Source organism: Pseudomonas mendocina, from assembly GCF_003008615.1.
Lineage (GTDB): Bacteria > Pseudomonadota > Gammaproteobacteria > Pseudomonadales > Pseudomonadaceae > Aquipseudomonas > Aquipseudomonas mendocina_C.
Genome location: NZ_CP027657.1, coordinates 3,441,147 through 3,467,300, shown reverse-complemented (window position 1 = coordinate 3,467,300; position 26,154 = coordinate 3,441,147). Strand labels below are relative to the sequence as shown.

The 26,154-nt window shown below is 60.9% G+C and carries 17 protein-coding genes; 5 read left to right on the top strand and 12 right to left on the bottom strand.

Annotation, left to right across the window (positions count from 1 at the left end; all coding sequences use genetic code 11):
• Positions 1–2,094: a phosphate acetyltransferase gene (gene pta / locus C7A17_RS16165; RefSeq protein ID WP_106738978.1), complete on the top strand. Its 2,094-nt coding sequence runs from the start codon at positions 1–3 to the stop codon at positions 2,092–2,094.
• Between the two features lie 234 nt (positions 2,095–2,328).
• Positions 2,329–3,225, top strand: coding sequence for an acyltransferase (locus C7A17_RS16160; RefSeq protein WP_106738977.1), 897 nt, complete (start codon positions 2,329–2,331; stop codon positions 3,223–3,225).
• A gap of 113 nt (positions 3,226–3,338) precedes the next feature.
• Here C7A17_RS16160 and C7A17_RS16155 read toward each other — a convergent pair whose 3' ends face one another.
• The 6 genes from C7A17_RS16155 to C7A17_RS16130 form a co-directional block, all read right to left on the bottom strand.
• The gene (locus C7A17_RS16155) at positions 3,339–5,489 is read right to left on the bottom strand and encodes a putative bifunctional diguanylate cyclase/phosphodiesterase (protein ID WP_106738976.1); all 2,151 of its coding nucleotides are present in this window, start codon (positions 5,487–5,489) and stop codon (positions 3,339–3,341) included.
• Between the two features lie 45 nt (positions 5,490–5,534).
• Positions 5,535–9,251 carry a response regulator gene (locus C7A17_RS16150; protein ID WP_106738975.1) on the bottom strand — a complete coding sequence of 1,239 codons (3,717 nt, stop codon included), beginning with the start codon at positions 9,249–9,251 and terminating at the stop codon, positions 5,535–5,537.
• A gap of 253 nt (positions 9,252–9,504) precedes the next feature.
• Complete coding sequence (locus C7A17_RS16145) at positions 9,505–10,161, bottom strand: YiaD family glycine zipper/OmpA-like lipoprotein (RefSeq protein ID WP_106738974.1); 657 nt, start codon at positions 10,159–10,161, stop codon at positions 9,505–9,507.
• 144 nt (positions 10,162–10,305) lie between these two features.
• Positions 10,306–10,974 (bottom strand): YiaD family glycine zipper/OmpA-like lipoprotein, encoded by a 669-nt coding sequence (locus tag C7A17_RS16140; protein ID WP_106738973.1) that lies wholly within the window; start codon positions 10,972–10,974, stop codon positions 10,306–10,308.
• 64 nt (positions 10,975–11,038) lie between these two features.
• Positions 11,039–11,686: an MBL fold metallo-hydrolase gene (locus tag C7A17_RS16135; protein WP_106738972.1), complete on the bottom strand. Its 648-nt coding sequence runs from the start codon at positions 11,684–11,686 to the stop codon at positions 11,039–11,041.
• On the bottom strand, positions 11,686–12,708 hold the full coding sequence (locus tag C7A17_RS16130; protein ID WP_106738971.1) for an AraC family transcriptional regulator: 1,023 nt from the start codon (positions 12,706–12,708) through the stop codon (positions 11,686–11,688). Before C7A17_RS16130 ends, C7A17_RS16135 begins: the two co-directional genes overlap by 1 nt.
• A gap of 214 nt (positions 12,709–12,922) precedes the next feature.
• Between C7A17_RS16130 and C7A17_RS16125 the strand changes: the two genes are divergently transcribed.
• Positions 12,923–13,768, top strand: coding sequence for a metal-dependent hydrolase (locus tag C7A17_RS16125; protein WP_106738970.1), 846 nt, complete (start codon positions 12,923–12,925; stop codon positions 13,766–13,768).
• A 92-nt stretch (positions 13,769–13,860) separates the two neighbouring features.
• Here C7A17_RS16125 and C7A17_RS16120 read toward each other — a convergent pair whose 3' ends face one another.
• Together C7A17_RS16120 and C7A17_RS16115 are read right to left on the bottom strand one after the other, a co-directional pair.
• A complete protein-coding gene (locus C7A17_RS16120) occupies positions 13,861–14,802 on the bottom strand; it encodes an alpha/beta fold hydrolase (RefSeq protein WP_106738969.1) in 942 nt (313 codons plus the stop codon).
• 128 nt (positions 14,803–14,930) lie between these two features.
• Complete coding sequence (locus tag C7A17_RS16115; RefSeq protein WP_106738968.1) at positions 14,931–15,599, bottom strand: TetR/AcrR family transcriptional regulator; 669 nt, start codon at positions 15,597–15,599, stop codon at positions 14,931–14,933.
• A gap of 82 nt (positions 15,600–15,681) precedes the next feature.
• Between C7A17_RS16115 and C7A17_RS16110 the strand changes: the two genes are divergently transcribed.
• A complete protein-coding gene (locus C7A17_RS16110) occupies positions 15,682–16,542 on the top strand; it encodes a hypothetical protein (RefSeq protein WP_106738967.1) in 861 nt (286 codons plus the stop codon).
• Here C7A17_RS16110 and C7A17_RS16105 read toward each other — a convergent pair.
• The 4 genes from C7A17_RS16105 to C7A17_RS16090 all read right to left on the bottom strand — a co-directional run bounded on the left by C7A17_RS16105 (position 16,531) and on the right by C7A17_RS16090 (position 24,785).
• The gene (locus tag C7A17_RS16105) at positions 16,531–19,275 is read right to left on the bottom strand and encodes a LuxR C-terminal-related transcriptional regulator (protein WP_106738966.1); all 2,745 of its coding nucleotides are present in this window, start codon (positions 19,273–19,275) and stop codon (positions 16,531–16,533) included. The two genes, C7A17_RS16110 and C7A17_RS16105, sit on opposite strands and share 12 nt — an antisense overlap.
• Before the next feature lie 230 nt (positions 19,276–19,505).
• Positions 19,506–20,873 carry a DUF1329 domain-containing protein gene (locus tag C7A17_RS16100; RefSeq protein WP_106742975.1) on the bottom strand — a complete coding sequence of 456 codons (1,368 nt, stop codon included), beginning with the start codon at positions 20,871–20,873 and terminating at the stop codon, positions 19,506–19,508.
• Between the two features lie 32 nt (positions 20,874–20,905).
• Positions 20,906–22,885, bottom strand: coding sequence for a DUF1302 domain-containing protein (locus C7A17_RS16095; RefSeq protein ID WP_106738965.1), 1,980 nt, complete (start codon positions 22,883–22,885; stop codon positions 20,906–20,908).
• Between the two features lie 217 nt (positions 22,886–23,102).
• Positions 23,103–24,785 (bottom strand): fatty acid--CoA ligase, encoded by a 1,683-nt coding sequence (locus C7A17_RS16090; protein WP_106738964.1) that lies wholly within the window; start codon positions 24,783–24,785, stop codon positions 23,103–23,105.
• 190 nt (positions 24,786–24,975) lie between these two features.
• Between C7A17_RS16090 and C7A17_RS16085 the strand changes: the two genes are divergently transcribed.
• Positions 24,976–26,151: a thiolase family protein gene (locus C7A17_RS16085; RefSeq protein ID WP_106738963.1), complete on the top strand. Its 1,176-nt coding sequence runs from the start codon at positions 24,976–24,978 to the stop codon at positions 26,149–26,151.
• Positions 26,152–26,154: the final 3 nt, after the last annotated feature.

The following is a 26,154-nucleotide window of genomic DNA, read 5'->3' as shown; positions in this document are numbered from 1 at the left end:
ATGCATACCTTTTTCATCGCCCCCACCGGTTTCGGCGTCGGCCTGACTTCCATCAGCCTGGGCCTGGTCGGCGCCCTGGAGCGCAGCGGGCTCAAGGTCGGCTTCTTCAAGCCCATCGCCCAGCCGCACGCCGGCGATCTCGGCCCGGAACGCTCCAGCGAGCTGATTGCCCGTACTCATGGCCTGCACTCACCCAAGCCGCTGCCGCTCAGCCATGTCGAGCGCATGCTCGGTGACGGCCACCTGGATGAGCTGCTCGAGGAAATCATCAGCCTTTACCACCAGGCGGCTGCCGACAAGGACGTGGTCATCGTCGAGGGCATGGTTCCCACCCGCCACGCGAGTTACGCCGCGCGGGTCAATTTCCACCTGGCCAAGAGCCTGGACGCCGACGTGATTCTGGTCAGCGCACCGGAAGACGAGAACCTCACCGAGCTCTCTGATCGCATCGAGATTCAGGCTCAGCAGTTCGGCGGCCCGAAAGATCCCAAGGTGCTTGGCGTGATCCTCAACAAGGTGCGCAACGAGGACGGTATCGAGGCTTTCACCGAACATCTGCAGGAACTCTCGCCGCTGCTCAAGACCGAAGATTTCCGCCTGCTCGGCTGCATTCCCTGGCGCGACGAACTGAACGCACCACGAACCAAGGACGTCGCCGAACTGCTCGGCGCACGCATCCTCAACGCCGGTGACTATGAGCAGCGACGCATGATGAAGATCGTGCTCTGCGCACGCGCAGTGGCCAACAGCGTGCAGTTACTCAAACCCGGCACTCTGGTGGTCACGCCAGGCGATCGCGACGACATCATCCTCTCCGCCAGCCTGGCGGCGATGAACGGTGTGCCGTTGGCCGGTCTGCTGCTGTGCAGTGATTTCGTACCCGACCCGCGCATCATGGAACTGTGCCAGGGTGCCCTGGCCAGCGGCCTGCCGGTGATGACGGTAGGTACCGGCTCCTACGACACGGCCACCAACCTCAACCGCCTGAACAAGGAAATTCCACTGGACGACCGCGAGCGGGCGGAGAAGGTCTCCGACTTCGTCGCCAGCCACATCGACCATGACTGGCTGAGCGCACGCTGCGGCACCCCGCGCGAGCTGCGCCTGTCGCCCCCGGCCTTCCGCTACCAGCTGGTGCAGCGGGCCAAGGCCGCCGCCAAGCGCATCGTCCTGCCTGAAGGCGCCGAGCCGCGTACCGTGCAGGCCGCAGCTATTTGCCAGGCACGCGGCATCGCCCGTTGCGTGCTGCTGGCCAAACCTGAGGAAGTTCAAGCGGTCGCTCGCTCCCAAGGCATCGCTCTGCCGGAAGGGCTGGAAATTCTCGACCCGGATCTGATTCGCGGCCGTTATGTCGAACCCATGGTCGAACTGCGTAAAGGCAAGGGCCTCAACGCACCGATGGCCGAAGCTCAACTCGAAGATACGGTCGTGCTCGGCACCATGATGCTGGCTCTGGACGAGGTGGACGGCCTGGTGTCCGGCGCCGTCCACACCACAGCCAATACCATCCGCCCGGCACTGCAGTTGATCAAGACCGCGCCCGGCTACAACCTGGTGTCCTCGGTATTCTTCATGCTTCTGCCGGATCAGGTACTGGTCTACGGTGACTGCGCGGTGAACCCGGATCCCAATGCCGAGCAGTTGGCGGAGATCGCCCTGCAAAGCGCGAAGTCGGCGCAGGCTTTCGGCATCACGCCGCGCGTGGCCATGATCAGCTACTCCACCGGTGACTCCGGCAGCGGCGAAGAGGTCGAGAAAGTGCGCACCGCCACCCGTCTCGCCCGAGAGAAACGCCCGGAGCTGTTGCTCGACGGCCCGTTGCAATACGACGCAGCCGCCATCGAAAGCGTTGGCCGGCAGAAGGCGCCGAACAGCCCGGTGGCAGGCCGCGCCACGGTGTTCGTGTTCCCCGATCTGAACACCGGCAACACCACCTACAAGGCCGTACAACGCAGCGCCGACTGCATCAGTGTCGGTCCCATGCTGCAGGGGCTGCGTAAACCGGTGAACGACCTGTCGCGCGGTGCTCTGGTGGATGACATCGTGTTCACCATCGCGCTGACGGCGATCCAGGCGGCGGATCAGAGCAACTGAAATCCGGGTAAGCCGTACGCAGTTCGAATATGACGCGTACGGCAATCCCTCCACCACGGAAACCTGGCGGTCAGTGCTGGCACTTGCAGGTCAGTGCACAACCGTTAACCTTGGCGCCGAACCAGCTCGCTGCACGGAACGCTGCAGCTCTTTCGACCGATACGGGGCACAGAGAAAGCCCCCATTCTAAGGCTGCCCGCTGGCGCGCAGCCTACTTACGGAGGCGTTCGCCCGATGCTGCACTTTCTTCCCGCGCCACTGCGTGGCGTGATCGCGAGCCTGCTGCTGGCTCTCAATACCCTGTTCTGGTGCTGGCCGCTGTTCTTCATCGCGCTACTCAAACTGCTACTGCCATTTGCGCCTATCCAGCGCGCGCTGCGTTTCGTCATGCATGCCATTGCGGAAAGCTGGATCGGCGTCAACAAGTTCTGGATGCGCCTGGTCGGCCACATCGAGTGGGACGTCAAAGGCCTGGAGCGCTTCGATACCCGCCACTCCTATCTGGTGACCAGCAACCACCAGAGTTGGGTGGACATCCTGGTGCTGCAGTATCTGCTCAACCAGCGTATGCCACTGCTGAAGTTCTTCCTCAAGCAGGAACTGATCTGGGTACCAGTGATCGGCCTGTGCTGGTGGGCGCTGGAGTTTCCCTTCATGAAGCGCTTCAGCAAGGAATACCTGGCCAAATATCCGGAAAAGCGCGGCCAGGATCTGGCCACCACCCGCAAGGCCTGCGAGCGTTACAAGACCAATCCGGTTGCGGTGTTCAACTTCCTCGAAGGTACGCGTCTGACTCCGGCCAAGCACGCACAGCAGAAATCACCGTTCAGGCACCTGCTCAAGCCCAAGGCCGGCGGCATTGCCTTCGTCCTCGATGCGATGGGCGAGCAGTTGCACGCCATCGTCAACGTCACCATCCATTATCCACATGGCGTACCCGGTTTCTGGGACATCCTATGCGGTCGTCTCGATGCGGTGCAGGTGCGTTTCAAGCAGGTAGAGATTCCACGCGAATTCATTGGCCGTAACTACGACCAGGACGAAAGCTACCGCCTGGCGTTCCAGCAGTGGGTCAATCGACTGTGGGAAGAGAAAGATGCGGAGCTGACCGAGCTTGGCCGGCGCGCGTAAGAACCGGCCTCGGCGTCCCTGGCGGAGCATGGCTACGGCAAGGTGCGCCGTGAGCACCTGATTCTTTCGCCACGACCGGACGGTGCGCATGGCCTAGGCGGCCCCGCGACACCCTACGATTTCGGCCCGGATAGCGGCAGTTTGTCCCATTCCAGTAAGGCCGGCACCTGCATCGCCGCGTCGGCCGATATACCCGGCGCCACCAGAAAGCCCTGCATGATGCTGCAGCGATGTTGCACCAACCATTCACGCTGAGCCTGCGTTTCGACACCCTCGGCGATCACCTCCAGCCCCAGGTGATGGCCCAGGTCGATGATGGTGCTGACTACCGCAGCATCGCGTGGTGATTCAAGCATGTTGGCGATGAACAGGCGATCGATCTTCAGCGTATCCAGCTCGAAGTGGCGCAGGTAGGCCAGGGACGAATAACCGGTTCCGAAGTCGTCGATGGCGATCTTCACTCCCAGTTCACGCAAATGGCGCAGTTGCGCCTGGGTCAGCTCCAGATCCTGCATGAGCGCGCTTTCGGTGACTTCCACCTCCAGTTGGCTGGGCTTGAGGCCGTGGATCGCCAACACGCGTTGCAGATCCGACACCAGTTGCGGCATGCCGAACTGAACCGGGCTGACGTTGAGACTGAGCACCAGCCCCTCGCCAAACTGACGCTTGAACGCTGCGAGCTGCCGCGCGCCCTCACGGAAGATCCATTCACCCAGGCGGTTGATCAGCCGGGTCTCCTCCAGCAGCGGGATGAACACATTGGGCGCCACGGTCCCCGCAACCCGATGCTGCCAGCGCAGCAGGGCTTCGAAGCCGCGCAGTCGCCCCGTCCCCAACTGAAACTGCGGCTGATAAACCAGCACGAAATCATCGTTCTCGATGGCGTGACGCAAACTCTCCTCTAGCATCAGGCGCGAACGTGCCCGGCCATTCATTTCCGGCGAGAAGAAACGGTATTGCTGGCGCCCGGCACGCTTGGCCTCGTACATCGCCATGTCAGCAGAACGCAGCAACCCCTCGACACTCTGTCCGCACTCAGGGAAGCAGGCGATGCCGACACTGGCCCCCAGGGTGAAATCCACACCATCGAGGGTATGTCGTACCGATACCAGCTCGATCAACTTCTCTGCCACCTTGGCGGCGTCCTCGGGATGGCCGAGGTTGTCGAGCAACGCGGTGAACTCGTCGCCACCGATACGCGCCAGGCTGTCATAAGGTCGCAGGCAGGCTTTGAGCTGCTCACCGACCCGGCGTAATAACTGGTCGCCAACGTCATGCCCAAGCGAGTCGTTTATCCGCTTGAAACCATCCAGATCCAGATAGAGCACCGCAACCCGCTGGCCACTGCGCTCGATGCGCGCCAATGCTGATCCCAGCGCCTGATGGAAACCTCGCCGATTGAGCAATCCCGTCAGCGAATCGGTCACTGCCTGCGATTCGAGCTGGGCGTGTAAATTGCGCACCACCGACATGTCCAGCGCGATCACCACCATGGCATGTTGCATCCGCGGCAGCGGTGAACAGGACAACGCCACCGGTAGGCAGCCCCCCTTGAGCGTACGCATCATGGCTTCGTGCACGCGATAGGTGGCCTCGCGCTTGAAGTGGAGGAGGAATTCCGATTGCTGCCAACCGCCTTCTACCGCTGGATTCTTGAGAAACGACAGCAACTCCGCCCCTTCGAGGTCACCGACATCGCCATCGAGCATCTGCGCCATCGCCGGATTGGCGAACTGGATACGGCCATCCTCGCCAACCACCATGATGCCCTCGGCAGCATTGTCCAGCACCGAGGCGTTGAAGGCGCGTGCACGTTCAAGCTGCTGGGATAGCTGCTGCAACTCACAACGATTGTGCTCATGCTCCAGCAGGCTTTGGATCTTGTGCCGCAGCACGGTGGGATCGAAGGGTTTGAGAACGAAATCCACCGCACCGGAGCTGTAACCGCGCAACACCGCATCGTGTGTCTGGGCGATGGCCGAGACGAAGATGATCGGCGTCAACCTTGTACGCGGATTACCCCGCATCAGCCTGGCGACTTCAAAACCATCCATACCGGGCATCTGAACGTCCAGCAGCACCAACCCGACATCCTCTTCCAACAGGCAACGCAGCGCTTCCTCTCCTGAACTGGCGCAGCGTAGCTCCCACTCCCCCTCCTCGAGCAGCGCCTGCATGGCCTCAAGATTTTCGGCACGGTCATCCACCACCAGCAGAACCTGCCTGGCGGGTACGGCGACGGTCTTGCCCTGCGCCTGAACCATCGTCACTCCCCTGTCCTTTTGCCCTTGCACCGTTAACTCCTGTTATCAGGTTAGATCATTGCTGGCCGGGGGCACGGGCGGCATGCTCAGCCAGCGCTCCAGCAGCTCAAGCAGCTCATCGCGCTTGATCGGCTTGGCCATGTAATCGTCCGCTCCTGCGGTGATGCATTTCTCGCGGTCGCCCTTCATCGCGTGAGCCGTGAGCGCGATGATCGGTATCACGCAACCGTGCTCCTGCTTGAGCAAGCGCGTGGCGGTATAGCCGTCCATGTTGGGCATGGCCATATCCATCAGAATCAGGTCGAAGGGATCGCTCTGATAGCTGGCGATGGCCTCGAGACCATCCTTGGCCGAGCTGACGCGCAGCCCCACTTCATCGAGCAATGCCGTCAGCGCATAGACGTTACGTACGTCGTCATCCACCAGCAGGATGCGCCGCCCCTGCAGCGGGTTGGCCCGAGCATGCGTCGGTTCAGGCGCACGCACATCACCGAGGAAGCCTTGCACGGCCTGGCCCAGGGCCTCGGTATCGTCGCCATGTTTGCGCACCACCACCGCGCTGTAGCGGCGCAGGCGCTGCAGTGCCTGCTGGGTAACGTCCACTCCGGTGTTGATGACCACACGCGTACCCTGCAACGGGCGCAATTGGCTGAGGCTGTCGAGCAGTGCGAAGCCGTCCTGATCCGGCAGATCGAGGTCGACCACCAAGGCGCAGAACTGCCCCTGCATGTAGGCCATGCGGGCCTCGTCACCATTGGCGCAGGCTGTCACCTGGAAACCCAGGCTGGCCAGCTGTTCGCGGTAGTGCTCACGCTCCACCTCGACATCCTCGACCAACAGCAACGCCTGCTCCTGAGCGGCGCCATGCTGCAATTCGAGGAACACCTGTTCCAGCTCATCGCGGCCAATGGGCTTGACCAGATAGCGTGTACCGTCATCGTTCCAACCAGCCGGCTGTGGCACACAGGAGATGATGTGCACCGGTGTGTAACGGTGACTCGGCTGGGCTCGGAGGCGGCGAAACAGCTGCCAGCCACTGAGATCCGGCAGGAGGATGTCGAGGATCACGGCATTGAACGACTCCTGCTGCAACACCCCCAGCGCCTGCAAACCCGTACGGCAGTGAACGCTGGAAAAACCATGAGCGTGCGCCTCCTCGGCGATCACTGCCGCGAAATTGGCATCATCCTCGACGATCAAGAGCGGCGGCCCCTCTCCTGCACGCTGCGGCCCTTCGACAGGCGCCTCGGCGGCGATCGCCGCCGTTTGCACCGGCAAGCGAACCGTGAAGGTAGAACCCTGCCCCGGCGCACTCTGCAGGACGATGTCGCCATCGAGTGCCAGCACCAGTTGGCGGGTGATGGCCAGGCCCAGTCCCGTACCACCGAAACGCCGACTGGTAGAGCCATCGATCTGCTGGAACGCCTGGAACACCTGTTCATGCTGCGCCGGGTCGATACCGATGCCACTGTCACGAACGCTGAAACATAGCAACTCGCGGTCGTCCTCCTGCCGCCCCTGGCTGCTCACGCTCAGTGTCACTTCGCCCTGATCGGTGAATTTCAGCGCGTTGGATAGCAGGTTGCGCAAGATCTGATGCAAGCGCACACGATCCGTATGGATGATCCGCGGTACTCCCGCCTCGACCTGGGTATGCAGGCGTAACCCCTTGATCTCGGCCATCGGCCGCAAGCTGGCATCCAGCTCCACCAGCACGTCCTGCACGTTGATCGGTTCGAGCTTGAGCTGCATGCGCCCGGACTCGACCTTGGCCAGGTCGAGCACGTCATTGATCAATTGCAGCAGATCGCCCCCCGCGCGATGCACGATATCGGCATGCTTGGTCTGCTTCTCGGTGAGGTTACCCGCCAGGTTCTGGCGCAGCTGATCACTGAGAATAAGGATGCTGTTGAGCGGCGTGCGCAGCTCATGGGACATGTTGGCGAGAAACTCGGATTTGTAACGATTGGCCAGCAACAGTTGCTCTGCCTGCTCACGCAATTTCTGCTCAGCCGCCTTGCGCTCACTGATGTCGATGATCACCGCCTGCACCAGGTTTTCATTGCCACTGCGAATCGGCGACAGGCCCACCTCCAGCGGAATCATCTTGCCTTCGCGGTGCTGACCGAACAGCTCGCGATTACCGCCCATGCGTCGCTGCTCGGGCATCGCCTGATACCCACGGCGCAACGCCACATGGCTACCGCGCTGTGCCGTTGGCAAGAGCATCTCCACCGGCTCGCCGAGCAGCATCTGTCGTTCGTAGCCGAACAACAGTTCGGTCTGCCGATTGACCATGGCGATACGGCCCAGGCCGTCCACCAGCACGATGGCGTTGGGCGAAGCCTCTACCACCAGGCGGAAACGTTCTTCAGCCACCTTGCGTGCACGCAAATCGACCAGGTTGATCAGATAGCTGCTGCCCTCATGTAGTGGATTGAGGCTGATGCTCACCGGGATCGACTCACCGCGCAACGTACGCACCATGCGCTCGTCGCTCTCGCTCAGTTGCTCCAGCAAATCCTGTGGTGACTCGATGTTGGGCAGCACGCGCAGAACCGTCTCACCCAACAGCGCGTTGAGGGTGCAGTCAAACAGTTCGGCCGCACTGCGGTTGGCCATTTCGATGCGCCCTTTGGCATCGCACAGCAGAGTCGCCACTGGCAGCCGCTCTACCAGCATGCGGAAACGCTCTTCCCGTTCCTGCAATTCGACAGCTGCCTTTTCGCTGATGTGCAGTTTGCGTTCGCGCTGATAGAGATAGCCACCCACCAGCAATGCCAACAGCAATGTCGCGGCAAGGCCCGCCCACAAACCCAGCGTCCCGGTGCGATCGACCAGGCTGCGCTCGTACTCAACGGTACCGATCACATCCAGGCTCCACACGCGACCATACAAGGGCAGCTCCAGATGATTGCGAAAGCTCGGCTTCCAACCATTGGCCTGGGTTTCACCACTGAGCAGCTGGATATCCTGCGCTTGCAGATCCTTCAGAACGATATCGAAACGCCGGGTCTGCGCCCCCAGGATGCCCTCCATCAGGTCGTGGCTACGAAAGGCACCATGCACCACACCCAGCAAGGCAGCACGGCGCTGCTCGGCGGTATTGAGTGGCAGCCCTGGTCGAAATACCGGCAGAAACAGCAGAACGCCCTGCTGCACGTTGACATCGATTTCCTGGCGCAACACCACCGGACCGCTCAGGCTGGCCTCTCCGCTATCGATGCTGTGCTCGATGGCTTCTCGCCTGGTCGCCTCGCTGAGCATGTCGAACCCCAGCACTCGTCGATTACGCCAGTCCAGCGGGCTGACATAGTCGATAGGCAGGTAACGTTCGCGCTGCTCAGCCGGGAACATCTGGTAATCGAGGCGCCCGTCTGCCTGCAGCTCAGCACGAAAGTCGGCGAGTTGCTCAGGAAGCAGAGAACGTGACCAGGCCACGGCCTGGATGCCAGGATAACGATCCTGTAACTGCAGTTGATCCAGTGCACGCTCCCATTCGATGGGAGAAACCCGGTCGCTGCCCGTCATCAGGCCGGAAACGCCACGCAGCACCATCTCGTAGGCCTGCATCCGCGCTACGACCCGCTGGCCGATATCCTGCGCTTCGAGCTGGAACCGATGCTGACTGTCTTCGAACTCTCGCTTCTGCAGCGTACTCCACTGCCAGAAAATCAGGCCTCCCAGCCCAAATAGCAGACACAAGGCAACCAGTAACGGTATCCAGGGCCTCGGTGGCCGCTCGACAGCTCCATCTTCCATTCGAACTCCCTCGGTCATCCAGAACCAATGCGCACGAGCCATCCGCACGCGGACTTCACAGAACCACAGCAAGCATTCTAGTCAGCTTTTGAATGGCTGGCCTTTTGCCAGGAGAGACACGACAAGCGGTCACGAAAAATGTCGGAACCGCCCTGCGCCGCTTAGCCCAAAGAACCTGGAGGGTTGACGAAAAACGGCCGACGGACACGAAAAAGCCTCCCATAGGGAGGCTTTCGTTCAACGCAGCGACGGCTTAGAGCGGGCGCAGGTTGATCTCGACGCGACGGTTCTGCGCACGGCCAGCATCGGTGGAGTTGCTGGCAATCGGTTGGCTCGGGCCGGCACCGTATGCAGAGATGCGCTGCCCCGGCACGCCATTGGCGGTCAGGTAATTGGCCACGCTTTGTGCACGACGCTGCGACAGGCTCTGGTTGAGTTCCTGCGAACCGGTGCTGTCGGTATGGCCGACGATGTTCACGCCGTTCTTGTTGAACTCCTTGAACACCAGCACCAGCGAGTTGAGGGTTGGGTAGAAGCTGCTGGAGATGTCCGCCGAGTTGCTACCAAAGGTGATGTTGCCCGGCATGATCAGTTTCAGGTCATCGCCGTTGCGCTGTACCTGTACGCCAGTGCCCTGCAGCGTCTGACGCAGTTTGGCTTCCTGAGTGTCGACGTAATAGCCGTAACCACCACCAGCGGCGCCACCAACGGCAGCACCGATCAGCGCACCTTTACCGCGATCTTTCTTGCTCGAAGTCGCAGCACCGATCACTGCACCGGTAACGGCACCGACGCCGCCATAAACGCCGGCTTTGCCAGCCTGGCTTTCGCCGGTGTAGGGGTTGGTGGTGCAGCCAGCCAGCATGGCCATGAGCGCAGTTGCTGCGATCAGATTACGTCTGGTCTTCATAACGTTTCCTTAGGATTTCTTCTGGTATCGGGCAGACATGCCACAGCCTTCGAGCCGCCTGGGCAAGGCGAAGTTCCGCGCAAGCTTATCAGTCCAGGCGTTGAGGAACCGCGATCTAGACGATGTCTGCCCGATACACTGGCATCACTGCACGCCAGGCAGCGGGCGCAGAGTCACCTCGACGCGGCGGTTCTGTGCCCGGCCTTCCGCAGTAGCATTGCTCGCTACCGGCTGATCCGGCCCCATGCCACGAGTGCTGACCCGGCTCGGATCGACGCCCTGTGCCAGCAGGTAGTCGGCCACGCTCTGCGCACGGCGCTGCGACAATCCCATGTTGTGGCTGTGCGAGCCGGTGCTATCGGTATGACCGACCACCTCGATGCTGTTCTGGTTGTACTGGCGGAAGGAGTTGGCCAGGTTGTTCAGCGGCTGATAGAAGCTGCTGGCGATCTGCGCGGAGTCGGTGGCAAAGGTGATATTGCCGGGCATGATCAACTGGATCACGTCGCCCTGGCGCTGCACCTCGACGCCGGTACCCTGCATGCTGCGACGCAACTCCTCTTCCTGCTTGTCGGCGTAGTACCCGTAACCTGCGGCCGCTGCACCGGCCACGGCCGCACCGATCAGCGCGCCTTTGCCACGGTTGTCATGATTGATCAGCGCACCGGCAGCCGCGCCAGCCAGCGCACCGATACCACCATAGGTAGCAGTGCGGTTAGAGCTCGGTGCGCTCTGGTCATAGGGATTCTGCGAAGCGCAGCCACTGAGCAGCAGCGCGGAGGAACACAAGGCGATCAGGGAAAGGCGGAACATGAAGGATTCTCCATGAACGGTGGGTGATGGCTCTTTGAGTCCTCACACCTGCATTAGTGCCCTGTCATGCGCGAATAAAGGGGTTCTCACGCATCTCATCGCCCAGGCGAGTATCCGGGCCATGACCGGTGACCACGGTGGCCTCCTCGTCGAGGCTGTAGAGCCGCTGCTTGATCGAGCGCTCGATGGTGGCGTAGTCACCACCCCACAGATCGGTACGCCCAATGCCACGACGAAACAACGTGTCCCCCGCGATCAGCAACTTGGCATCCGCGAACCAAAAGCTCATCGAACCCGGCGTATGCCCAGGCGTATGCAGGGCCACACCACAACCGCAGGCCAGCTCTTCGTCATCGGCCAGCCATTTGTCCGGCGCTGGCACCGGCGTGTAGGGCACACCGAACATGTTGCATTGCATCTCCAGGTTATCCCAGAGGAATTGATCTTCCTTGTGCAGATGCAAGGTGGCACCGGTCTTCTCCTTCATCTGCCCCGAGGCAAGGAAGTGATCGAGGTGCGCATGAGTGTGGATGATGCTCACCACCTTCAGGCCATGGGCTTCCAGTCGCGCCATGATCAGGTCGGGATTGCCACCCGGATCGACCACGATGGCCTTCTTGGTCAACGGATCACCGATGATCGTGCAATTGCACTGCAAGGGGCCGACGGGAAAGGTTTCGCGGATCAGGGCGGGACGTTCGGCGGTGCTCATCAGGGGGCCTCGTTTCGATAATCGCCAGGCAGTTTACCCGTCCATTTGCGGAATGCACGGCGGAAGTTGGACGGGTCGCTGAAGCCCAGCAGATAGGCGATTTCATACAGCGGCAAATGCGTGGTGGTGAGGTATTGCAGGGCCAGGCGCTTGCGTACCTCATCGAGCACTTGCTGGTAACTGGTGCCCATCTGAGCCAGGTGCCGACGCAGGCTACGACCACTGGTATGCAGGGCGCTCGCGGCGCTTTCCAGGTCGGGAAACTCGCCTGGGCGGGCCAACAGCAGGCGGCGCAAGCGGGTCAGCAGGCCGTCCTGCACGTCAAGGCTGGCCAGCAGCGCCTCGCACTGCTGCTCGCACATCTGCACCGTAGCAGGATTGGCCAGGGCCATGGGGCGTTCCAGATAATGCCGCGGCAAACGCAGCCAGTGATAGGGCTGCTCGAATTGTGCCGCCACGCCAAAGACCTCGGCATAGCGCTCGGCATAAGCAGGTGCCATGTGGGCAAAACCAACGGCAAGCCCTTGCAACTCCTCGCCCAAGAGAAAGCGGGCGATGGTATGGATGCTGGTCAGCAGGCCCTCAGCGGCGAAACGCGACTGCGGCCCCATGGGAAAGGACTCGACCGCGCGCAACTCCATATCCTCGCCCTGCTCCACCAGTTCCAGCTCGAACGCCAGGCCAAGCACGCGGTAGTACTTGAGCGCGAACTGCAACGCCTTGCCCAGATTGGCACTGGACAGCACCGCGTAGCCGAGGATGCCATGGGTGGAGACATTCAATCGCTGGCCCAGCACCAGCCCGAGCGCCGGTTCACCGCAACGCTCCAACGCAGCCTGGGTCAGCAGGTGGAAATCGAGGAAGGAAAGCCGACCATTGGGGCTGCCAAGCACCTCGGGACGCAGCCGCGCCAGGGCGAACAACTCGCCACGTTCGAGGCCAAGTTCTTCGGTCAGCGCCAGCAGCGCTTCGGCATAGGCAACCGGCACCAGTTCAGCCGTGAAATTCAGGGTTTGCTTCATGGGCGCGCCGTTCTGGGTGGCTGGCCGCAAATGACCTGCCTGATGACAAACCTTAACCCAGCGAATCTGTGTTCACTGCCAGGCCACTACCCCAACTTTTTATTGGAATAGCGCATTGGCCAGATATGACTGTCACCTTGGCTGTTACGAACCTGTGCCCCATGGCGCATGACGCCCATAGTGAACACCAGTCAAACAGCGCAAGGGAGCCCTCATGGCCAGCACCACACCGGAAGGATTGCAGATTCGCCCCCGACACATGGACTTCGATCTGCCCAACCCGCTGCCGCGCCACTGGAACGGCGGCGACGCCTTCAAGACTCATTTGTTCGATGCCATGTCGGTGTTGTTTCCCGATGGCGAGCGCTTCTTCATCGACTCGGTGCGCCAGTTCCGCGATCGTATCGATGACCCGGTACTCAAGGAGCAGATTCGCGGCTTCATTGGCCAGGAAGGCCATCACAGCCGCGAACACCTGGAGTACAGCCAGCGCCTGCGCGATCTGGGCTACAACGTCGAACGCATCGAGAAACGCGCCCGCGCGCGCATTCGCTACACGCAGAAGAAGTTCTCGCCACAGCGCCAACTGGCGGCGACGGCAGCGCTGGAGCACATCACCGCGATCATGGCCGATGGCCTGCTGAGAAATGGCGGATACATGGCCGAAGCCCACCCGACGCTGGCGCGTCTGTGGCGCTGGCACGCACTGGAGGAAACCGAGCATAAAGCGGTGGCCTTCGACGTCTACAACCAGGTGTGTGGCAGCCGTAAGTTGCTGCGCCGAGCGATGATCATGGGCACCTTCTTCTTCGTGCTCGATACCACGCGTGGCCTGGCACACATGCTCAAGGTCGACGGCCTGCTGTGGAACTGGCGGGTATGGCGCGACGGCATCCGCTGGATGTGGGGCAAGGAAGGCGTGTTCCGCCCGTTGATCCGCACTTATCTGGATTTCTTCAAGGACGGTTTTCATCCCTGGGAACACAACAACCTGGATCTGCTGCACGCCACGCGTGAAGAGTTCGACGGCACCCCGCAGGTTCAGGCTAGCGCCGCCTGAGCTACAACAGCAGTCACGCTACCCAAGAAAAAGCCCGGATCCTGTCCGGGCTTTTGCGTTGCCAGGGGCTTCTGGGCTGCATTTTCTCTCACTCAGCCGCGCAAAAAGCGCATCGCATCGGCTGCACTCTGCTCGGGAATTTCCTCCATGGGGATGTGGCCGACGCCCGCATAGACCTTGACCTGAATACCCGGCAAATCGCGTTGCCAAAGCGGCACATGCTTGGGTGAAATCCAGCGATCACGCTCACCCCACATCAGCAGAGTTGACGCCTTGATCTGCGCGACCCGCTCCGGGGTTGCGTGCAGCTCCTGCTTGTTGACCTGCAGCAGCACACGGAAGATATCCATCATGCCGCGACGATTGCCCGGCCTGCGCGACAGGTCATAGTAGCGATCGACCACGCCCGGCTTGATTCGTCCCGGCTCACCGTAGACCTCCTTGATGCCCTGGGCGATCAGCGCACGTGGCATCCACATCGGCATGGCAACAGTGGCGCCAGGCAGCGCAGCGGCGGCAATCATCCAGGGCACCTTGTTCATGTGGTAACCGGCAGGATCGATCAGTACCAGCTTGCCAACCCGCTGCGGCTGGGCCACGGCAAAGTTCCAGGCGATATAACCGCCCAGCGAGTTACCGGCGATATCCGCCTTGTCCACCTGCAGGTAATCGAGCAGCAGACCGAGCACGCGAATCATCCGCTCAGCCGAATACTGACCATCACGCGCAGGGCCTGTCAGGCCAAAACCCGGAACATCGAAACGGATGATGCGGTAATCGGCTGCAAAGGCTTGCACCCAGCCGTCCCAAGTATGCAATGAAGCGACCACACCGTGGATCAGCACCAATGCTGGTTTGTCTCGGCTTCCCTCATCGCGGTAGTGGATATTGAAGCCATCGAGTTCGATATAGCGGGAGCCTTCGGCCGCATTACCGTAGCGCGCCTTGAGGCGCTCCAGCGGCAGGGCGCCGAAGCCCAGGCGGGCGAAACCGGCAGATAGCGGCGGTTGCAGGGACAGGCTGTTGGCGGTCATGCACGGTACCTCGGTTCTTATTGGGGTCACCGTGATCAGAACATGAGACCTGGCCGAACGCTGCCCAACCTTGGGTCTGTTCCCACCTCATTTCTCGCTGAATTCGGCTCATGAAGAGCCGGAGCCTCCTACGTCCCGGGACACAACGAAGCAATCAACAGATCGCCAAGCACCGCCTTGGCGCGCTCGATTTCCTCACGACTGGCGCTGCGCCCGAGCAGGTCGAGCGAGGCCGCTTCAAGCGCCCAGATCAGCGCCTGATAAACCAGTGGATCACGCGGCGCCAGCTCTGGCTCCAGACGTTCGACCAGCAATCGCAACATCTCCTGATGAGCTCGCTGACGATGAGCGGCCAACGGCGATTGCGCACGCAACGCCTCTTCCTGCATCAGGCGGATGATCGGCCCGACGGCCAGGTGATAGTCGAAGAAACGCCCGACCATCGCGCGCAGCCAGGCCTGAGGGCTACCAGCAACCCGCTGCATCTCGCGAAAACGAGCGAGCAGCAGTAGCACCGACGTCTGATAGATGCCTTCGAGCACGTCCATCTTGTTGGCGAAGTACTTGTAGAACGTACGCCGCGATACCTGCGCGGCTGCCAGCAGATCGTTCACGGTCGCCTGCTCGAGACCTTTTCGCGCGAATACGCCGATGGCTGCCAGCTGGATATTGGTGCGCTGCAGATGACCGACCAGTGGCCCCTCGGCACCTGCGCCCTGCTGCGACGCGAGCGCGCCGTAACCGCCCAGATCCTCGAATACCGCCTGAATCGCGCCGTGTTCTGCCAACTCGTCCATGCTATGTTCCCAACCAAGGCGCGGGTGACGCGACGCCCCGAGCTGGGTACTCTGGAGCCGCCTCTAGCCGCGGATATTCATCGTGTCGCTCACCCTAGCACGTCGCCTGTTCTGGCCGCTGGCCATCCTTTTGCTGGTCTGGCTACCGCCGGCTGGAGCGGCCGAGCTGTTCTATCTCGGCCAACGTATTCCAGACGTGAACAAGCCCTGGCGCAGCGACGACTACCGGCAACTGCGCGAAGCGCTGGAGAAGGTAGACAGCACACAGGCCAATGCCTTGCCGCGACGCAGTGGTGAATTCACCGGGCCGATCTACCAACGCATGATCGCTCCAGACAACTTCCGGCCGCAGTTGAATATCTATGCGCCACTGGAGTTGCGGCAGAGCGAGGCGCGGGAAGTGCTGTTCGAACTCAAGGAACTGATGCGCCTGTACTTCGACTTCCGTGCCAAGCAGCAACCCTATGCAGCCGAAGCGCTCGGCCTGATGAGCTACTCGCTGCGCCAGCAGGCCATCCTCTTCACCCTCACCACAGAGTTCTGGATGACGCTGTCGCAAAGCGAACAAAGCAATCCGGTTCGCCTGCAGGGCCTGCAGGAAACCAAGGCGGCGGCAGCGATGCTCAGCAGCAGCGCGCTCGATTACCTGGAACTGACCCAGGCCTTCGGCCGCGACGAGCTACTGCTGTATAGCGCCGAGCTGAGCCAACAGTTGCCGGAGCTGTTCGTCCATCTGCCTGCGGATGTGCAGGCGCAGTTGCTGACCCGCATCGAAGGGCTCGCCAGCGGACACCGTTACCCACAAGTCGGCCAGGACATGGCCAGCTTGCTGCCAGTGCTGCAGATGATCCATCAGGATGTGCAAGTCAAGCTGGCGCAGCCAGTGACGCCTGCGATCAAGGCGCCAGCACTGGATCTGTCGCTGCCAACCTCAACGCAGTAGACCGAGCCCCTTGGCACGTGCGACCGCCTGGGTACGTCGCTCGACACCCAGTTTGCTGTTGATATGCCGGGCATGAGTCTTGACCGTGTGCAAGGAAATGAACAATCGGTCGCTGATTTCCTGGTTGGAACAACCTCGGGCGATCAGTTGCAACACGGCCAGTTCGCGGCTGCTGAGTTTCTCCGCCAGCGGTTCCTGCTCCAGCACGGGCTCCTCATCGGCTAGCTGAACGAGCGGTAGCTGACTGATCAGCGCATCACGTGCGGGGCAGGATGGGCGCGCCAGCAGGCGTTCACGCAGCCACTGCGGCTGATGGTGAATCAGCTCGATGAAGGGCAGCAGCGCGCCACCCTCTGCTCCCTCCAGGCAACTGTCGAGTTGCTGCTGCGCCTCGCGCTCGCGCCCCGTCTGGCGCAGCAACTGGGCCAATTGCGCCTGAGCCACCAAACCAATCAGTTGCCCACCGCCGCCTTGGGCACGTTGATACAAGGCGCGCAGGCGCCGCTCGGCGGCCTCGAGCAGCCCTTGCTGCCGCTCCAGCGCGGCTTGCTGCAAATCGATATGCAGCGCCAGCTGTGGGTGAAACTCGGGCGCTAATGCACGCCCCTCTGCCCCATAGGTCTCATCCAGTTGTGGCAGCCAGGCAGCCGCCAACTCGACCTGTCCTTGACGTAACCAGAGCTCGCATTTGATCAGCGTGATCATCGCCAGGTAGTAGATCGCCGGAATGTCCCAGACATGCATCAGGCGCTCGGCTTCACCGAGCAAGGCGAAGGCCTCGGCAGGCCGGCCATCACGCCCTTCCAGGCTGGCCAGCACGCAGTAGCCGATCACCACGCCCACATCGCGACAGCCCCTGGCCTCGACGATACCCGCGCGCAATCGTTCCGATGCTTGTGGCTGCAAACGTAAACTGAGCAGGTAACCCTCATAGAGCGTCAGCCGCGCACGCACCGAGTAGTTGCGCTGCGCCGCCAATCCCTGAACACGGGCCAAGCCCTGACGCACCTCGCTCAAAGCGCGTAATACCTCGCCTCGCGCTTGCAACACCCGCGCTCGCTCGTAATGCGCCAGCGCTTCGAGCAAGGGATTTTCGATTCTCTGGGCCAGCTCCAGTGCATCGCGGTTGAGGCCCCGCGCACGCCATAGATCCCCCCGCGCGATAGCCAGGTTAGCCAGAGCAGCCAGGCACATGAAGTGCGGGCCATAACGATCGGCGGGCAGGCTGGCCAACGCCTCGCTGCACTGCTGCTCGGCACGCGTACCATCGCCGCGCCCGCGCGCGATGACGCCATCCAGGGCCTGCCATTGCGCCAGCAGACTGCGCTGACTGACAGCATCGGCAGCGGGCAGAAAGCGATCCAGTTGATCGAGCAGCTCCTGTGCCGCATCCAGTTGGCAGGCCAACGCCAACGCCCAGCCATACAGCATGATCAGACGTGGTGTGCTGACCAGCAGATCGTCCGGCAGATTGGTCTTCCAGCGCAGCAGCATGGCGATGTTCTGTTCCGCCAGCATCTGCTCCTCGGAAAGATTCTGCACCAGGCTGGCAGCCACATCGGACTGGCCGGCCAGCAACGCCTGCTCGATGGCTGCATCCAACATGCCTTGTGCGGCGAACCAGCGACAGGCGCGCAGATGCGAACTGCTACGCGAACGGCTCAGGCCATCAACCGGTCGTGCATTGAGCAGATCGGAAAACAGATGGTGATAGCGAAACCAGCGCCCCTGCTCGTCGAGCGGCACCAGAAATACCTGGTTCGCCTGTAACTGGCGGATGATTGCAGCGCTGTCATGGCTGTCACGCACCGCATCGCACAACTCGGCGCAGAAACGCTCGAGGCAGGCCGTGTCGTAGAGAAACTGCTGCACCTCGGGTGGCTGGCGCTCGATGACCTCTTCGAGCAGGTACTCGCGAATCAGTCCTTCACCACCATGCAACTCCGGCCCCTCTCCTGCCCCGTCATCAAGCGCCTCTACCGCCAACAGCCACAGGCGCAACCCCGCGACCCAGCCTTCGCTGCGCTGCAGGATGCCGGCAAGCTGCTGCTGTTCCAGGTGCGTGCCCTGGCTCGCCAGCAGGGCATCCAGTTCAGCAGCGGTCAGGCGTAAATCCTGTTCGTTCAGCTCCAGCAACTGCCGTGACAGGCGCAGACGCGCCAGGTGCCAATCAGGACGCTGGCGACTGGTGACCAGCAGCAGAACACCAGGCGGCAAGTGATTGAGGAAAAATTGCAAACAGCGATCGAGCACCGGCCCCTGCGCCAGGTGATAGTCATCCAGCACCAGCAGTAGAGGCTGACCGTCATCCAGCTCATGAGTCAGCTCATCGAGCAAACCATCGAGCCATTGTTCGAAAGCGAAGGGTTGATGCCGTTGACGCATTTTCAGCAGACCGAGCGCCTCTTCCCCCAGAGCTGGGTAGAACTGCTGCAGCCCTTGCAACAGGCGCTCGAGAAAACGCCCGGGGTCATGGTCACGCTCACTGAGCCCCAGCCACAGGCTGCGCCAATGAGCAGGCAAGCGCTCGCAGAATTCGATGGCCAACGAGCTTTTACCGAACCCCGCAGGTGCAGAAACCAGTAGCAGACGCCCCTGCAAGCCTTCCTCAAGGCGCTCGCACAGACGCGGTCGCGGCATATGCCCTGCCGGCAGCGGTGGGCGATAGAAACGGGCTTCGACCGGCGTGGCCGGCATGTAGGAAAACCCTGGCGAGCGGGAAAGGTCTGTCATCGGCCGATTCTTGGAAGTCTTCTGTAGGCTACTGCGGGCACGATCTGACCCAGCCTAGCGACTTGCCATGGCCATTAGAAGCCTCGGCTACAGTCCGTAACGAAAAAGCCGAAAGCTGAGGCAAATGCCAATCGGCAAACGTCAGTATTTTCGGTGCGTACAGCGCACCCTACCCAGGAAACGAAAAAGCCGGCACAAGGCCGGCTTCGTCGTGTTGCAGAGTAACGGTGTTAGCGAACACCCGCCTGACGCAGAGCGGCCGGGGTGTAATCGCTGCCAGCGGCCTTGTAGTTGAAGTCGTAGGCTTGTTTCTCCTCGTTCTTCATACCCAGGGCCAGGTAGCGGCCGGACAGCAGGTCGTACAGGGTTTCGACGGTGTACCACGGCACTTGCTTGTCGTAGTAGTACTGGGCATGCGCCTCAGCTACGCGCCACAGGGTGCCACGACCGTCGTAGTGGTCGATCAGAGCGGCTTGCCAGGTGTCCTCGTCGATGTAGAAGTCACGCTTGGCGTAGATGTGACGCTCGCCAGACTTCAGGGTCGCGGTCACGTGCCAGACACGGTGCAACTCGTAGCGAGTCAGATCCTGGTTGATGTGGCCGGCCTTGATGATGTCGGAGTACTTCAGGTTCGGCGAATCCAGCTTGTAGGCGTTGTAGGGGATGTAGATCTCCTTCTTGCCTTCGAGCTTCCAGTCGTAACGATCAGGCGCACCGTTGTACATGTCGAAGTTGTCGGAGGTGCGCAGGCCATCAGCGGCGGTACCTGGACCGTCGTAGGACACCTGCGGAGCACGACGTACGCGACGTTGACCAGCGTTGTACAGCCACGCCAGACGCGGCTCCTTCACCTGGTTGAGGGTTTCGTGCACCAGCAGCACGTTACCAGCCAGACGCGACGGAGCAGTCACGCGCTGTTTGAAGTAGAACAGGACGTTGCTTTCCTTGTTCGGGTCGAAGTCGGTCAGCGCGTCACGGAAGGTGAACTCGTCCTGGAAGTAGACCAGCGAGTAGGAACCGTTCGGTTGCGGAGTCGCCTGAGTCACCAGACGACGCACGCTGCCACCGCGGTAGCGGGTGATGTGGTTCCAGATTGCCTCCAGGCCGTTCTGCGGAATCGGGAACGGGTTAGCAGTCTGGAAGTTCTCCAGGCCGTTACCGCCCTCGACCATCTTGGTGTTGACCGCGTTCTGCTTGGCAGCCTCGATCACCGCAGCCGGCACGGTGGCCGAACGGTGAGTCGTATAGACCGGCATCTTGTAGCTTTCCGGGTAGCGCTTGAACATGGCCAGTTGGCCGGGGGTCAGCTTGTCCTTGTACTGATCGACGTTCTGCGCGGTGATGGTGAACAGCGGTTGCTCATTGGCGAACGGATCGGCCAGGAAGCCGCGCGGATCGACCGCACCAGCATTGGTCGGCAAGCCACCAGTCCAGGCCGGGATCGAACCATCGGCATTGCCAGCCATTTCACCACCCAGTGGAGTCAGGGTTGTGCCCAGCTTGGCCGCTTCGTCAGGCGACACTGCCGCCATCACACCGGTCGCCAGCAGGGACAGGGTCAGGACGCCGCTTTGCCACAGTTTTTTTGTTGTTTTCATTTGCATCATGATTCCTCGAATTTCCTGACCGCTTAGAAGTTCATACCGAAGCTGAGCGCGACGAAGTCACGGTCATCAATGGTCGAATACTTGCCATCAAAGAAGTTGGTGTAGGACAGGCTAGCGGTGTAGGTGTTCTGATACTCCGCATCCAGACCGAGGCTAATAGCTTTACGACCTTCTTCGAAGTTAGCACCTGGGCCAGGCGAATAGCCTTCTACGTCATGCGACCAAGCCACACTCGGACGGAGGTTGATGCCCGCAAATACATCTGGGTAATCCCAGATTGCACGAGCGCGATAGCCCCAGGAGTTGGCGGTGGTAAAACCATCTTTATCACATGCCTTGGCGAGCATACTGGCCGAGCTCCGTCCGCCACCTGTACTGGCATTTACAGGCCCGCACATATCACCTGCAGTGCCATAGATTGGATCGCGACCGTAGCGAATATCGTCTTTGCTCTCCAGGCCACCAACATGGGTCCAACCTACTTCACCCACCAAGGTCAAACGCGAGGCGCCCATTACTTGATCAAAGAAATGCGTGAACGTAGTCTGAATTTGCGTAATTTCCTTGCGCTTGTAACCATGCAGCAGACCAGTGCCATCCGGCCCTAAAGGAGATACCGCGTTATACGGACTGGTAGTTCCCCCACCAATTGATCCGGGCAGAGTAATGGTCAACCCCCTGAGACCAGCGTAAAGCACATCTGTGGAGTTCAACTGCACCGGTGCGTTCGGACGGTAACTGATTTCACCACTCCACGCTGTGCCTGTTGGGAGGGTAGTGGAGAAGCTCAGGCCATAGAGCCTGATGTCTTCTGGGTACTCGATAAAGTAGCGACCTTGCCCTGCAAGACCAACTGCACCGGCGTTAGCTGCCGCTTGACCTGCTGCGGCTATCGCGCCAGGAGCACCGGGGCCACCAAGACCAGCCAATGTCCCAGCAAAAGTCCCACTAGCAAGCGCGTTAGCGGCTGCAAGCCCTTGAGCGCTGGGAGATACACCGCTAAAAATCGGTGCACGGCTGTGATAGTTCATGAAATAGGCCCCGAACTCGGTGTCCAGTGGCTCAAACATGTAACGGAAAGCCAGGCCCCATTGACCACTATCACGTGCATCCTTGTCACCTGCGCGTTGGACGATGACACCTTCACTAGTACCGCTGAGAGGGTCACCACCGAGCGCACTCAGAGTAGCGTTGATAGCTGCCAACTGAGTGGCATTCGGCATGCTCAAAACGTTGAGGTTCTGGTCGCAACCATCGGCGACGATGTCAGCTTGCGAGAAGAACGTTCCGCAGTTGTCTACAACCGTTTGATCCCACTCGAGCTGATAAAAAGCTTCCATCGACAGATTGTCGGTAAGACTCTGAGCGATGTAGAACATGTTGACCGGAATCAAGCCTTCCTTGATCTCCGCGCCAGGGCGCCGGAATGCTGCGACATCAACGGGGTTGATGGCATTGATACCGTTCTGGATAAAGGTGCTTTCGCCCCAGCTAACGACCTGTTTACCCAAGCGCACAGAACCAGGCTGATTGCCTATCGCATAGTTGTGATAGATGAACGCGTCGAGGATTTCACCACCGGAGGACTTTGCACCCTCCTTGCGGTTGCTATCGCTAATATCCTTGAACTCACGGTTTTCGTCTTTCAACTCGAAGTCGTACCAGTATTTACCGCGTACGAAGACGCCAGTGTCACCGTACTTCAATTCAAGGTCATGGATGCCCTTGAAAATCTTCGAGAAGGTTTCACCACGCTTGAAGTTCAGGTGACCATCGTCGGAGGTCTGGGAAAGACCACGGCCGCCGTTGTTCACGCCGATCAGATCCTTGTTGGCCTTCGAAGTAGACCAACTCGCCCCCACCGACAGCGACGAGTCGAACTGCCCTTCGATCTCACCAATGTTGAAAGTGACGCCGAATGCCGGAGCGGCAAGGGTGGAAGCGAGGCTGACGGCCAGCGGCAGTTTTGCCAGGCGCCAGTAGGGTGTTGTTTTTGTTGTCATCGACGCTACTCCATGTGTTTTTTGTTATGGATGCTTTGACTATAGCCAGCGGGTGGTACTGCTTGATCCCTCGAAAGTGTGATTTGCAGCCCCCGGCCACTCTGGCTCGCAGGTTTCAAGCCCTGCCCCTAGCCAAGCATGGACGGGAAACAGCAATTAGCAAGCCAAACGCTTGTTTGACTGAGCGGTCACTTTCACCGCCCAGTCAATTCGCACCTCACAGCGTGGACAAGAATGCGCTACCCGCCTCCTGCCACTGGGCGATTTCGACGCGAATGCGCTTCTTGTCCAGCTTGCCGACGCTGGTCTTGGGAATTTCCGTAACAAGGGCAATTTGCGTAGGGATCGCCCACTTGTTGATGTGACCTTGCTCGACGAAAGGCTTGAGATGCTCCTTCAAGCCTTTGGCATCCAGCCCCTGCTCCTCGTGCAGCACCAGCAGTGCGAACGGGCGCTCGCCCCACTGTGGATCCGCTATCCCCACCACTGCCACTTCACGTACGACAGGGTGACGGCTGATCAGATCTTCCAGCTCCAGCGAAGAAATCCACTCGCCGCCGGTCTTGATCACGTCCTTGATACGGTCGCGAATCTCGATGAAGCCCATGCCATCGATGGTCGCCACGTCACCGGTGTGCAACCAGCCGTGCGCCCACAGCTCCTCACCTTTCTCGGGCTCGCGGAAATAACCCTGGGTCAGCCAAGGCGCGCGCAGCACCAGTTCGCCCTGCGATTCACCGTCACTGGGCAGAAGCTTGCCGTCAGCATCCATGATCGCGGCTTCTACCAGCGGCACCGGAATGCCGGCCTTGATCCGGTAGGTGGTGCGCTCGTCCTCGCTGCCGGCGCGTAACTCGTCATTGAGGTAGGCACAGGAAATCAGCGGGCAGGTTTCGGACATGCCGTAGGCTGCGGTCAGCTGGATACCGCGTGCCTTGGCCGCCTCGTAGAGGGAACGATTCAACGCGCTGCCACCGATGATCATCTTCATGCCGCCGAAATCATGACCCTGCGCACCTGGCGCTCCCAGCACCATCTGCAGGATGGTCGGGACGCAGTGGGAGAAGTTGACCTTTTCCTCCTTGATCAGGCGGCAAAGCATGTCCGGCTCGTAGCGACCGGGATACACCTGCTTGACCCCGAGCATGGTCGCCACGTATGGCACGCCCCAGGCATGCACGTGGAACATCGGCGTGATCGGCATGTAGACATCGTCGTTGCCCAGCAGGCGGATGCTGTCCAGGCCGCCCATGGTGGTCGCCATGGACATCGTGTGCAGCACCAGTTGCCGATGAGTGAAGTACACGCCCTTGGGGTTGCCGGTGGTGCCGGTGGTGTAGAAGGTAGTGGCGACTGAGTTCTCGTCGAAATCGGCGAAATCGTAGTGCGGACTGGCAGCCGCCAGCAGGCTCTCGTACTCGCCGACCAGGTTCGGCAGGTCGGCGTTCTTGTCCTCGCCATCGGTCAGCAGCAGGGTTTTGTCGACGGTGGTGAGTTGCCCGGCGATGCCGTTGTATAGCTGCACGAACTCGCTGTTGACCAGCACGAAACGGTCTTCGGCATGGTTCATGGTGTAGAGGATCTGATCCGGCGACAGACGGATGTTGATGGTGTGCAGTACCGCGCCGAGCATGGGAATGGCGAACATGCATTCGAGGTAGCGGTGGCTGTCCCAATCCATCACCGCCACGGTATCGCCGGCCTTGACCCCCGCCTCGCTGAGTACATTGGCCAGGCGCGCGACACGCTCGTTGAAGGTCGCATAGCTGTAGCGCAGTTTGTCGCGATAGACGATTTCGCGGGTCTTCTCGTAACGACTACCGGAGAGCAGCAGACGCTTGATCAGCAGCGGGTAGGCATGAGCGTTTTCGGCGGGGGGGATCAGTCGGGTCTGCAGCATGAAGTCACCTTGAGGCACGCTAGGAATGGTTATGCAGCGACTCTAGAGCTGCTCGCGCAGAGCTCAATCAGCCCAAAGAATGATTTGCCACGTGACTCTATGGCCATTTCCGGTCACAGGATAGAATCGATTCAACCTGCCAGTCCTGAAACAGGCGGCAAAGAGCCACACTTTCGTTCGAGGTAACAACATGTCCGATATCGTCATCGTCAGCGGTGCCCGCACCCCAATGGGAGGTTTTCAAGGCAGCCTGGCCAGCGTACCAGCTGTCGAACTGGGCGCTGCCGCCATTCGTGAAGCGGTCAAACGTGCCGGTATCGAGCCGGCCGACGTACAGGAAGTGATCATGGGCTGCGTCCTGCCCGCCGGCCTCAAGCAGGGGCCGGCGCGTCAGGCATCTCTGAATGCCGGCCTGCCATCCGCCACCGGCTGCACCACCCTCAACAAGCTATGCGGCTCTGGCATGAAGGCGGTGATGATGGCCTTCGACTCGCTGAAAGCCGGCAGCAACCAGGTCATGATCGCCGGCGGCATGGAAAGCATGTCCAACGCGCCCTACGTATTGGAGAAAGCCCGTACCGGCCTGCGCATGGGTCATGGCGAGATCAAGGATCATATGTTCCTCGATGGCCTGGAAGACGCCCGCACCGGCCGCCTGATGGGCTCCTTCGCCCAGGAGACGGCCGACAAGTACGGCATCAGCCGCGAGGAAATGGATGCCTATGCCATCGAGTCGCTGCGCCGTGCACAGGCGGCGATCAAGGACGGCTCGCTGGACGCCGAGATCGTCCCGATCACCGTCACCTCGCGCAAGGGCGAGGTGGTGGTCAAGGATGATGAGCAGCCACTGACAGCCAACCTGGAGAAGATCCCCGCACTCAAACCTGCCTTCAAGAAAGACGGCACCATCACCGCGGCCAACGCCAGTTCGATCTCCGATGGCGCCAGTGCACTGCTGCTGATGACTGCTGATGAAGCGACCAAGCGCGGTCTCAAGCCGCTGGCCAAGATCGTCGCCCATGCCACCCAGAGCCAAGACCCGAGCGAGTTCACCCTGGCGCCCATCGGCGCGATGAGCAACCTGCTGAAGAAGACCGGCTGGAACAAGGACGAGATCGACCTGTTCGAGATCAACGAAGCCTTCGCCATGGTGACCATGCTGGCCATGCGTGAACACGGCCTGGATCACGCCAAGGTCAACGTGTTCGGCGGTGCCTGCGCCCAGGGCCACCCGGTGGGCTCCACAGGCTCGCGGATCATCCTCACCCTGATCAACGCCCTGCAGAAGAAAGGTGGCAAACGCGGCATCGCCTCGCTGTGCATCGGCGGCGGCGAAGCGACAGCTGTGGCCATCGAGCTGCTGTAAACC

What these genes read in the sequence shown, in the direction of transcription:
- pta (WP_106738978.1), top strand. Translation starts at nt 1, where the DNA reads ATGCATACCTTTTTCATCGCCCCCACCGGTTTCGGCGTCGGCCTGACT.
- C7A17_RS16160 (WP_106738977.1), top strand. Translation starts at nt 2,329, where the DNA reads ATGCTGCACTTTCTTCCCGCGCCACTGCGTGGCGTGATCGCGAGCCTG.
- C7A17_RS16155 (WP_106738976.1), bottom strand. Translation starts at nt 5,489, where the DNA reads ATGGTTCAGGCGCAGGGCAAGACCGTCGCCGTACCCGCCAGGCAGGTT.
- C7A17_RS16150 (WP_106738975.1), bottom strand. Translation starts at nt 9,251, where the DNA reads ATGGAAGATGGAGCTGTCGAGCGGCCACCGAGGCCCTGGATACCGTTA.
- C7A17_RS16145 (WP_106738974.1), bottom strand. Translation starts at nt 10,161, where the DNA reads ATGAAGACCAGACGTAATCTGATCGCAGCAACTGCGCTCATGGCCATG.
- C7A17_RS16140 (WP_106738973.1), bottom strand. Translation starts at nt 10,974, where the DNA reads ATGTTCCGCCTTTCCCTGATCGCCTTGTGTTCCTCCGCGCTGCTGCTC.
- C7A17_RS16135 (WP_106738972.1), bottom strand. Translation starts at nt 11,686, where the DNA reads ATGAGCACCGCCGAACGTCCCGCCCTGATCCGCGAAACCTTTCCCGTC.
- C7A17_RS16130 (WP_106738971.1), bottom strand. Translation starts at nt 12,708, where the DNA reads ATGAAGCAAACCCTGAATTTCACGGCTGAACTGGTGCCGGTTGCCTAT.
- C7A17_RS16125 (WP_106738970.1), top strand. Translation starts at nt 12,923, where the DNA reads ATGGCCAGCACCACACCGGAAGGATTGCAGATTCGCCCCCGACACATG.
- C7A17_RS16120 (WP_106738969.1), bottom strand. Translation starts at nt 14,802, where the DNA reads ATGACCGCCAACAGCCTGTCCCTGCAACCGCCGCTATCTGCCGGTTTC.
- C7A17_RS16115 (WP_106738968.1), bottom strand. Translation starts at nt 15,599, where the DNA reads ATGGACGAGTTGGCAGAACACGGCGCGATTCAGGCGGTATTCGAGGAT.
- C7A17_RS16105 (WP_106738966.1), bottom strand. Translation starts at nt 19,275, where the DNA reads ATGACAGACCTTTCCCGCTCGCCAGGGTTTTCCTACATGCCGGCCACG.
- C7A17_RS16100 (WP_106742975.1), bottom strand. Translation starts at nt 20,873, where the DNA reads ATGAAAACAACAAAAAAACTGTGGCAAAGCGGCGTCCTGACCCTGTCC.
- C7A17_RS16095 (WP_106738965.1), bottom strand. Translation starts at nt 22,885, where the DNA reads ATGACAACAAAAACAACACCCTACTGGCGCCTGGCAAAACTGCCGCTG.
- C7A17_RS16090 (WP_106738964.1), bottom strand. Translation starts at nt 24,785, where the DNA reads ATGCTGCAGACCCGACTGATCCCCCCCGCCGAAAACGCTCATGCCTAC.
- C7A17_RS16085 (WP_106738963.1), top strand. Translation starts at nt 24,976, where the DNA reads ATGTCCGATATCGTCATCGTCAGCGGTGCCCGCACCCCAATGGGAGGT.